Raw genomic sequence first — 8,822 nt, forward strand, 5'->3', positions numbered from 1 at the left:
CGGGGCGTTCTGCGTGGAGCGGGTCAGTCCAGGATGCGGCAGTGCGTGGTGAGCTCGCCGATCCCGTCGATCCCCACCGTCACGGTGGAGCGGTCGCGCAGGAAGATCTGCGGGTCCCGCGAGTAGCCGGCGCCGCCCGGGCTGCCGGTCGAGATCAACGTGCCCGGGAGCAGCGTCAGGGACTGCGACAGATGGGCGATCAAGGTCGCCACGGAACGGACCATCTGCCCGGTCGTCGCGTCCTGGACGGTGTGGCCGTCGACGACCGTCCAGATGTGGAGGTCCTGCGGGTCGGGGATCTCGTCCGCCGTCACCACGACCGGGCCGGTCGGCGTGAACCCGTCGAAGGACTTGCAGCGCGACCACTGCGCCTCCGCGAACTGGATGTCGCGGGCCGTGATGTCGTTGACCACGGTGTAGCCCCACACGTGCGCGAGGGCGTCGTCGGCGCTCACGTCCTTGGCGGCGGTGCCGATGAGCACCCCCAGCTCCGCCTCGTAGTCGACGGACTCGCTCAGCGACCGCGGCCAGGAGGTGGTCTGCTCGTGACCGGTGAGCGAGTTCGGCCACAGCGTGAAGACGGTGGGCGCGGTGTCGGTCTTCAGGCCGAGTTCGCTGGAGTGCGCGGCGTAGTTGAGGCCGACCGCGAGCACGGCCGGCGGCGCGATCACCGCCGAGGCGAACGCGAGCCCCTCCAGCGGAAGACGCTCACCCCCGTACGTGCGCGCGGCGTCGCGCACGGTGCCGAGGAGCGCGGATCCGCCGTCGATCAGCTGCTGCAGCGTCGACGGGGCTCCGGTGAAGAGCGAGGGGACGAGGATCGCCCCCGAATCGTCCAGCACGGCCAGGACCGCGGAAGGAGAGTCGGGGGAACGCAGATGAGCGAACCGCATGCCTCAACGCTACCGGAGGAGCGGCCGGACCCGACGGCGCCGGACCGGGCCGGGGGCGGGACCGGAGGGAGCGTCGGCCGCCGTCTAGGCTCTGAGGCATGACGTACGGCGCACCGCAACACCCTCAGCCTCGGTACGCACCTCCGGCACCCGTCGCGCCGCCGGCGCAGGTGCCGGTCGTGCCCGTGCCCGTTCGCAAGGGGCGGAGCGTCTCGATCTGGCTCTTCGGGATCCTCGCCGTCGTCCTGATCGGTCTGGTCGGCTACTTCGTGACCTTCCTCGGGACGGCCGCGTCGGTCGTGGGGCTGGTCCTCGCCCTCGTGCCGCTCGGGATCGTGCTGTTCGGCGTGCACCTCATCGATCGGTGGGAGCCCGAGCCCAAGGGGGTGATGGCGTTCGCCCTCGCCTGGGGAGCGATCGCGGCGGTGGGCCTGTCGCTGCTGGTCGACCTCGGACTGAGCTTCGTGATCCGCGGCCCGCTGCGCGAGAGCTTCGGAAGCGTGGTGCAGGCCCCGGTCGTGGAGGAGTTCTTCAAGGGGCTCGGCGTCCTGCTGATCTTCGCGGTGGCCCGTCGCGCGTTCGACGGCCCGATCGACGGGGTCGTCTACGGCGCCCTCGTGGGCGCCGGCTTCGCCTTCACCGAGAACATCCAGTACTTCGCCGTGAGCATGATCGAGGGGGACAGCGCCTCGTTGACGATGACGTTCGTGCTCCGCGGTCTGCTCTCGCCCTTCGCGCACGCGATGTTCACGGCCGTGACTGGGTTCGCCATCGGCCTCGCCGCGCGGCGCGGCCGGGCGGCCGGCAGTGTGGTCGGCGCTGCCGCGCTGGGCATGCTGGGCGCCGTCCTGCTGCACGCCCTCTGGAACGGCTCGGCGATGTTCGGCGACTTCTTCGCGCTCTACGCGACCCTGCAGGTGCCGCTGTTCATCGGGTTCATCATCGCGATCATCCTGCTCCGCAGGGAGGAGGAGCGCGTGACCAGGACACGTCTCGACGACTATGCGCGGGCCGGGTGGTTCACCCCGCAGGAGGTCACGATGCTCGCCACGAGGGACGGACGCAAGGCGGCGCTCGCGTGGGCGGCGTCGCTGCGGGAGGACCGTCGGCCCATCATGCGCGGGTTCATCAAGGATGCGACGGCGCTCGCCGCCGTCCGTCAGCGGGCGATCGCGGGGACGGATCCGCTCGCGGCGCAGGACGAGCGGGCGCTTCTGGCCCGGACCGCGGCCGCGAGGGCTGCGCTGCTCGCCTACTGAGCGCGGACAGACTCAGCGCCCGGTGTCGCGGCGATGCCTGCGTATCTCCCGGGCGCTGAGTTGATCTACAGACAGGGTGCACCCGCTCGCCGAGCGATGTCAAGAGGCCTGTGCGCGGGTCCGCTCCGGGAGGCGGACGGACGCGGGGAGAGGATTTCGCCCTCAGCGCACCGACCGCGTTGACCACTCCGGGCGACCTCGGCTTGGATGGAGACATGACTGAGCGCACCAAGCCCGAGTTCGACGCACCGACGGGACCGGCTCCCACCGAGCTGGTCATCCGCGACATCATCGAGGGGACCGGCGACGAGGCGAAGCCCGGCGACACCGTCACGGTCCACTACGCGGGTGTCGAGTTCGAGTCCGGCGAGGAGTTCGACTCCTCCTGGGGCCGCGGGGAGACCATCCAGTTCCCGCTCCGGGGCCTCATCCAGGGATGGCAGGAGGGCATCCCCGGCATGAAGGTCGGCGGGCGCCGTGAGCTCGTCATCCCGCCGGCTCTCGCCTACGGGCCCGCCGGATCGGGGCACTTCCTCGCCGGCAAGACCCTCATCTTCATCATCGATCTCGTCGCCGTGGGCTGACCGGCCCGACGCCGAGGACCCCGTTCGATCCCTGCGATCGAGCGGGGTCCTTCTGCGTGACGAAGAATTTCCCATGCACGGGAATACATTCACGCGCATGGAAGGTTGCATCACACGTGCCGCGAGCGCGGCGACGACTTCACGAGGAGCAGACACCCATGACGATCGACATCCCCGGCTACCGTGCAGGCACCTGGGTCCTGGACCCCGCCCACAGCGAGGTGACCTTCAGCGTCCGGCACATGATGATCTCGAAGGTGCGCGGCACGTTCGGCGTCAAGAGCGCCACGCTCGTCGCGCCGGAGAACCCGCTCGAGGCCACCGTCGAGGCGAGCGTCGACGTCACCTCGGTGGACACGAACGACGAGAACCGCGACAACCACCTGCGCTCGGCCGACTTCTTCGACGTCGAGAACCACCCGACCATGGAGTTCGTGTCCACGGGCGCGCGCGTCGAGGACGGCGACTTCTTCGTCGACGGCGACCTGACCATCCGCGGCATCACCAAGCCCGTGAGCTTCGCGTTCGACTTCGGCGGCTTCGGCACCGACCCGTACGGCAACTACAAGGCGGGCGCGTCCGCGACCACGGTCATCAACCGCGAGGACTTCGGCCTCACCTGGAACGCCGCTCTCGAGACCGGCGGCGTCCTGGTCGGCAAGGACATCACGATCAACCTGGACCTGCAGGGCGCTCTGCAGCAGGACTGATCTCGTCGGCGAAGGGGTGCGGACGCCAGCGGGCGTCCGCACCCCTTCGTGCGTCTCGTCGCGTCCTCAGGATCGACGTCGCCCCAGCCCGCGCAGACGGTCCTGAGCCATGAGGATCCCCGCGAAGACGATGAGGGCGCCGAGGGGCTCGTTCCAGCTCACGGTCTCGTGGAGGACGAGCACGCCGAGGGTCACGCCGACGACGGGGGTGATGTAGGTGACCGTGGACGCGCGAGTCGGTCCCCACGCTCGCAGGACGTTCTGGTTCCAGACGTACGCGACCCCCGTCCCGAGCACGCCGAGCAGGAGAACGGCGACCACGACGGCGCCGTCGAGACGGACCGGGGTCAGCACCAGCACGGGCGTGAGAACGAGCATCACGGCCGCCGCCAGGCCGATGTTGAGGAACGAGAACACCAGAGCGCTCACGCCGGTGTCGGACAGGAAACGGCGCATGTACGCGAAGCTGAAGCCGTAGCAGGCCGTGGCGCCGAGGATCGCCAGCTGCGCCCCCACGCTCTGGCTCGCATCGAGGCCGCTCCACGGCGCGATGATGACCATGACGCCGAGGATCCCGACGGCGATGCCTGCGATCTGCACAGCCCTGAGGCGCTCCACCCGGAACACCGCCCAGGCCATGATCGCGGTCATGATCGGCGTCGTGGCGTTGTAGATGCTGGACAGACCCGAGCTCACGTGCTGCTGCGCCCACGCGAAGATGAGGAACGGCACGACGCAGAACGTCACGGCGACCACGGTCAGGTGCAGCCAGACGCCCCGCGCCCGCGGAAGCCGCTCACGACGCAGTGCGACGAAGAGGCCGAGGGCGAGCGCGCCGAGGATCAGGCGGGACCACGCCACCTGCGCGGGGGAGATCCCCTCGAGCGCGACCTTCATGAAGAGGAAGCTCGAGCCCCACACGATCCCGGTGAGGACGAACTGGACCGCGACGGCTGCGGTGCGCGGGCGAGCGGGGGCGGTGAGGGTCACGGGGGAACTCTAGCGACGGGGTCGGACGCGCAGCGGCGAGAGCGAATGCCTCGTCCGAAATCCGCCGATGCGTGGCCGTGATCGCGCTGCGCGCCCTGGTCAGGGGACCGGATCGAGGGCGTCGTAGGCGCGGAAGCGGGGGCTCGTCCTGGCGAGCACCGCGACCAGCCCGATCACGAGGAACCCGCCGAGCAGGGGCGGGAACCACAGAGTCGTGATCGAGGCCAGGGCGCCGGCGTAGAGGGCTCCCAGACGGGGTCCTCCGGCGACGACGATGACGAACACGCCCTGGAGCCTCCCGCGCATGGTGTCGGGGACCGCGGCCTGCATCATCGTGTTGCGGTAGATGGAGCTGACGTTGTCGGCGGCGCCGGAGAGCGCGAGGGCGACGCAGGCCGCGACGATCAGACCGACGTTCGGTGTCGACTCGGACGCCCCCGGGAACCAGACGCCGAGAAGCAGGATCGCCCCGAACAGCGCGATCGAAGCGCCGTAGGCCTGCACCGCGCGGGCGATGCCGCGGCCGTGCCACCGGTACTGGACCACCCGCCCGGACAGCAGGCTCGATCCGAACGTGCCGAGGGCGACGGCGGCGGTGAGCAGCCCGGTCGTCACCGCGCCGCCGCCCAGGAGCACCGTGCCGAGCGCGGGGAAGAGCGCCAGCGGCTGCCCGAAGGTCATGGCGATGATGTCGAGGATGTACTGCATGCGGATGTTGGACGCCCGCCGGAGGAACCGGGCGCCGTCGACGAGCGAGGCGAGCCCGGGCCGGACGATCTCGCCTTCCGGGCGGAGCGCGGGCAGGGTCCACAGACCGAGGAACATCGAGAGCATCAGCACGACGTCGATCGTGTAGGTCCAGCCGTAGCCGGTGAGCGCGACCAGGAGACCGGCGAGGGCGGGGCCGACCATGACGGTCAGGCCGAAGGAGACGCCGTTCAGCGCCGACGCGGGCGCGAGCATGTCCCGGGGGATCAAGCGGGGCACGATGGCCGTCCGGGTGGCCATCCCGACCGAGTTGGCCGCCGAGTTGGTCATGCTCAGCACGTACAGCCACCAGATCGTCTCGGTCCCGGTCCACGTGAGCACGGCCAGCAGGAGCGTGGATGCGAACGTCACGGTGGCCGCGATCAACGCCACCCGACGCCGGTCGAACGCGTCGGCGAGCATCCCGCCGTACAGCCCGGCGAGGATCATCGGGACGAGCCCGGCGACCGCGATCATGGACACGGCGAAGGTGCTGCCGGTGAGGGCGAACACGTGCAGCATCACCGTGACGATCGTCAGCTGTCCGCCGATGCCGCTCAGCGCCGATCCGATCCACATCCGGGCGAAGGCGGGGCTGGCGCGCAGCGGACGAAGGTCGATCAGATGACTCACCATCCGAGGCTATCGGCGTCCCGGACGTGGTCGGCGCGACGTCCGGAAGGCTGATAGACTCTGGAGGTTGCCGTTAGATCGGCCGCGGATAAAGAGAGCCCACGCATCAGGCGTCGGGCGCCGCGCAACGGGAGAAAGGGGATCGGTTCTATGGCACTGGATGCAGACGTCAAGAAGGCGATCATCGAAGAGTACGCGACGCACCCCGGTGACACCGGTTCCCCCGAGGTGCAGGTTGCGATGCTGACGCAGCGCATCAAGGACCTCACCGAGCACCTCAAGGAGCACAAGCACGACCACCACTCGCGTCGTGGCCTGTTCCTGCTCGTGGGTCAGCGCCGTCGTCTGCTCGGCTACCTCCAGGACATCGACATCGAGCGCTACCGCTCGCTGATCGAGCGCCTGGGCCTTCGCCGCTAAGCGGAGCAGCCAGCGTTCAATCGCGCAGAACATTCTTGAGAGGGCCGTCCCAGGTGTGGGGCGGCCCTCGTTCTGTGTGCCGGGCGGTCGGCGCAGGTCGGAGTCGACGACTCTGTGCCGTGCAAGCGCGACGCAGTTCGCGGCAGCCGTCCTGACGATTGATGCGAGCGCCGATGATCCGTTGTTCCGGAACTCCTCGTGACGGCAAACCCTCGAAAATGTCTCTATATCGTCATGCCACTATTACTTTCTCACGGAGATGATTAGGTATTGACTTGCCGCAAAAGGGCACCTAGGTTGCTATTAGGCCCCAAGGATGGTTGCGGGCCGAGCGAGGGAAATGGAAAGGAGACAACAATGGAGTTCACCAGCTATGGCGGGCAGTACGGCCACGTATACAATTATGGTGATCGATCCCTCACATGGAAGGTTACCTCTCACGACATCGCCACCGTTACGGAAAGCTGCGTGTGAGCGCTGAGTAGGCGGGTCTTGCTCTCGGCGTGCCTACGTGGAAAGCTGCTCTTCGATTCTCCGGAGATCTTCTCGCATCTTCTTCAGTTCGACACTGGAATAGGTTCTCATAGGCATCTGGAGAAGCAGTTCAGCTTCCTGCCTTGTGGTGTCGCAGATGTCGCAAAGAGCGGATATCATGGCACTCTCACTGGTGGATGACTGGCAAACTTTAAGGATTTCTTGAGCGTTCAGGTTCGCCTTTATCATGGCGACAAGAGATCGGTGCCTCTCGCGCAGTACCTCACGGTTGACCATGTGGTCGAGTATCCCACCGTCTGGGGGTCAAGGAATGCCTTCTTGGTCTTCTTTCTCGGTGACAGGCGGCTTGGCAGCCAGCGTTCAATCGCGCAGAACATTCTTGAGAGGGTCGTCCCAGGTGTGGGGCGGCCCTCGTTCTGTGTGCGGGGTGGCGCGGTCAGGCGTCGAGGACGACCAGACCGTCGGCGACGATGCGGCCGTCGTGGATCACCGTGCGGTCGGTGCCCCGATCCATCACGGCGCTCGTCGGCGTCTCCCCGTCCACGAGCAGCAGGTCGGCGCGGTCGCCGGCCGCGGTGCCCGGGCGGTCGTCCACGCCGGTGAGGCGCGGGACTCCGTGCGACATGATGCTCGCTCCGCCCATGCTCGCGATCGCGAGGCACATCTCGATGTGCGCGTCGTGCCGGAAGCCGTTGGTGAAGGCGAGCTGCCACGTGCGGTCCAGCAGATCGCAGTTGCCGTAGGGGCTCCAGTAGTCGCGCTGGCCGTCCTCGCCGAGTCCGAAGCGGACGCCCGCCTCCACCAGGGGGACGAGGGGGAGCGGGCGGTGCCCCGACGGGGCGACGCTGGTCATGGCGATGTCGAGTTCCGCGAAGGCGTCGATGAGGCGACGACTCGTCGCCTCATCGACGGACCCCAGGTCGTAGGCGTGGGACAGGGTGACCTTGCCCTGCATGCCGAGCGCACGCGTGCGCTCGAGGATCAGCTCGGTGCTGAAGACGCCGAGCTCGCCCGGCTCGTGCAGGTGGACGTCGATCTCCACCTGGTACTTCTCCGCCAGCCCGAACACGATGTCGAGGTGCCGGGCGGGATCGCGATCGAGCTGTGACGGGTCGATCCCGCCCATCACATCGGCTCCCTGCCTCAGCGACTCCTCCAGGACCTCGACCGTGCCGGGCTCCCGGAGGATGCCCGCCTGCGGGAAGGTCATCACCTGCACGTCGGCGCGGGTCGCGTACCTCTCCTTCGCGGCCATGACGGCGTCGAACTTCTCCAGGCGGCAGTCGACGTCGACCTGGGCATAGGTGCGCACGCGCGTCGTCCCCCGGGCGATCATCCGCTCCAGCGTGCCGGCGACCCGCGTGGGGAGGTCCACCTCGGCGTCGCGCCAGTTCTCGCGGTCGTTCATCATCATCCCCCACACACCGGGTCTGCCGGTGTGCGGACGGAACGGGAGCCCGATCCTCGTCGAGTCCAGATGGACGTGCACGTCGCTGAAGGACGGCAGGAGCAGGCGCCCGCGGCCGTCGACCTCCTCGGCGTCGATCGGGCGGGTCTCGTCATGCGGCACCACGTCGGCGATCCGGTCGCCGTCGAGGCGGACATCGGAGGCGGAACCGCCCCACGGGCGGACGTTGCGGATGATCATGCGGCCCTCTTTCGATCGATCGTCAAATGGTATACCAAATCGACCGGAAGGCGTGTTCGTTCAGGCGACGGGTGGAGGAGCGGCCTCCTGGAGCCGGAGGGCCTTGAGGGCGAGATGCAGGCTCGTCCGCAGATCGCCGTCCCGGAGCGGATGCCCGAGCAGCGCTTCGAGGCGTCCCCACCGGTAGTAGATCGTGGCCCGGTGGGTGGCGAGCGCACGCGCGGTCGCCGACGCGTCGCCGGCGAGGTCGAGGAACGTCTCCGCGGTGCGACGGAGGGGAGCGGGGACGGCGGCCAGCCCGCGCAGGGCCTCGAACGACTCCCAGAAGCGCGGGGTGGCCCTCTCGAGAAGCAGCGCGGCACCGACCACGCCGAGCCGCGGCCAGTGTGCGATCCCGCGCAGTTCCGTGAACGTCGCGGCTGCGCGGGCCGCGTCCCGGGCCT

Annotated in this window: 9 protein-coding genes; 4 read left to right on the forward strand and 5 right to left on the reverse strand. The window is 68.7% G+C overall.

The window, feature by feature from the left end; all coding sequences use genetic code 11:
- Window positions 1-23 precede the first annotated feature (23 nt).
- Window positions 24-893 carry a fumarylacetoacetate hydrolase family protein gene (locus MR1_RS13270; RefSeq protein ID WP_067247667.1) on the reverse strand — a complete coding sequence of 290 codons (870 nt, stop codon included), beginning with the start codon at window positions 891-893 and terminating at the stop codon, window positions 24-26.
- Window positions 894-1,072: 179 nt separating this feature from the next.
- On the opposite strand from MR1_RS13270, the gene MR1_RS13275 reads away from it, so the two are divergent.
- The 3 genes from MR1_RS13275 (at window position 1,073) to MR1_RS13285 (ending at window position 3,446) form a co-directional block, all read left to right on the forward strand.
- Complete coding sequence (locus tag MR1_RS13275; RefSeq protein WP_255218152.1) at window positions 1,073-2,152, forward strand: PrsW family intramembrane metalloprotease; 1,080 nt, start codon at window positions 1,073-1,075, stop codon at window positions 2,150-2,152.
- Between the two features lie 215 nt (window positions 2,153-2,367).
- Window positions 2,368-2,736, forward strand: coding sequence for an FKBP-type peptidyl-prolyl cis-trans isomerase (locus MR1_RS13280; RefSeq protein ID WP_067247673.1), 369 nt, complete (start codon window positions 2,368-2,370; stop codon window positions 2,734-2,736).
- Window positions 2,737-2,894: 158 nt separating this feature from the next.
- Window positions 2,895-3,446, forward strand: a complete 552-nt coding sequence (locus tag MR1_RS13285; RefSeq protein ID WP_067247676.1) for a YceI family protein — start codon at window positions 2,895-2,897, stop codon at window positions 3,444-3,446.
- A 66-nt stretch (window positions 3,447-3,512) separates the two neighbouring features.
- Here MR1_RS13285 and MR1_RS13290 read toward each other — a convergent pair whose 3' ends face one another.
- Together MR1_RS13290 and MR1_RS13295 are read right to left on the reverse strand one after the other, a co-directional pair.
- Window positions 3,513-4,436, reverse strand: coding sequence for a DMT family transporter (locus MR1_RS13290; RefSeq protein WP_067247678.1), 924 nt, complete (start codon window positions 4,434-4,436; stop codon window positions 3,513-3,515).
- A 99-nt stretch (window positions 4,437-4,535) separates the two neighbouring features.
- Window positions 4,536-5,816 (reverse strand): MFS transporter, encoded by a 1,281-nt coding sequence (locus tag MR1_RS13295; RefSeq protein ID WP_255218153.1) that lies wholly within the window; start codon window positions 5,814-5,816, stop codon window positions 4,536-4,538.
- 150 nt (window positions 5,817-5,966) lie between these two features.
- On the opposite strand from MR1_RS13295, the gene rpsO reads away from it, so the two are divergent.
- Window positions 5,967-6,236: a 30S ribosomal protein S15 gene (rpsO, locus tag MR1_RS13300; protein WP_029145701.1), complete on the forward strand. Its 270-nt coding sequence runs from the start codon at window positions 5,967-5,969 to the stop codon at window positions 6,234-6,236.
- Between the two features lie 931 nt (window positions 6,237-7,167).
- On the opposite strand, the gene MR1_RS13305 is transcribed toward rpsO, so the two are convergent.
- Both MR1_RS13305 and MR1_RS13310 read right to left on the reverse strand, forming a co-directional pair.
- Window positions 7,168-8,379, reverse strand: coding sequence for an amidohydrolase family protein (locus tag MR1_RS13305; protein ID WP_067247685.1), 1,212 nt, complete (start codon window positions 8,377-8,379; stop codon window positions 7,168-7,170).
- A 60-nt stretch (window positions 8,380-8,439) separates the two neighbouring features.
- A partial coding sequence (locus tag MR1_RS13310; RefSeq protein ID WP_169797694.1) for a helix-turn-helix domain-containing protein occupies window positions 8,440-8,822 on the reverse strand: 383 nt, incomplete at its 5' end.

This window comes from Microbacterium resistens NBRC 103078, from assembly GCF_001552355.1.
GTDB classification, from domain to species: Bacteria; Actinomycetota; Actinomycetes; order Actinomycetales; family Microbacteriaceae; genus Microbacterium; species Microbacterium resistens.

What these genes read in the sequence shown, in the direction of transcription:
- MR1_RS13270 (WP_067247667.1), bottom strand. Translation starts at nt 893, where the DNA reads ATGCGGTTCGCTCATCTGCGTTCCCCCGACTCTCCTTCCGCGGTCCTG.
- MR1_RS13280 (WP_067247673.1), top strand. Translation starts at nt 2,368, where the DNA reads ATGACTGAGCGCACCAAGCCCGAGTTCGACGCACCGACGGGACCGGCT.
- MR1_RS13285 (WP_067247676.1), top strand. Translation starts at nt 2,895, where the DNA reads ATGACGATCGACATCCCCGGCTACCGTGCAGGCACCTGGGTCCTGGAC.
- rpsO (WP_029145701.1), top strand. Translation starts at nt 5,967, where the DNA reads ATGGCACTGGATGCAGACGTCAAGAAGGCGATCATCGAAGAGTACGCG.
- MR1_RS13305 (WP_067247685.1), bottom strand. Translation starts at nt 8,379, where the DNA reads ATGATCATCCGCAACGTCCGCCCGTGGGGCGGTTCCGCCTCCGATGTC.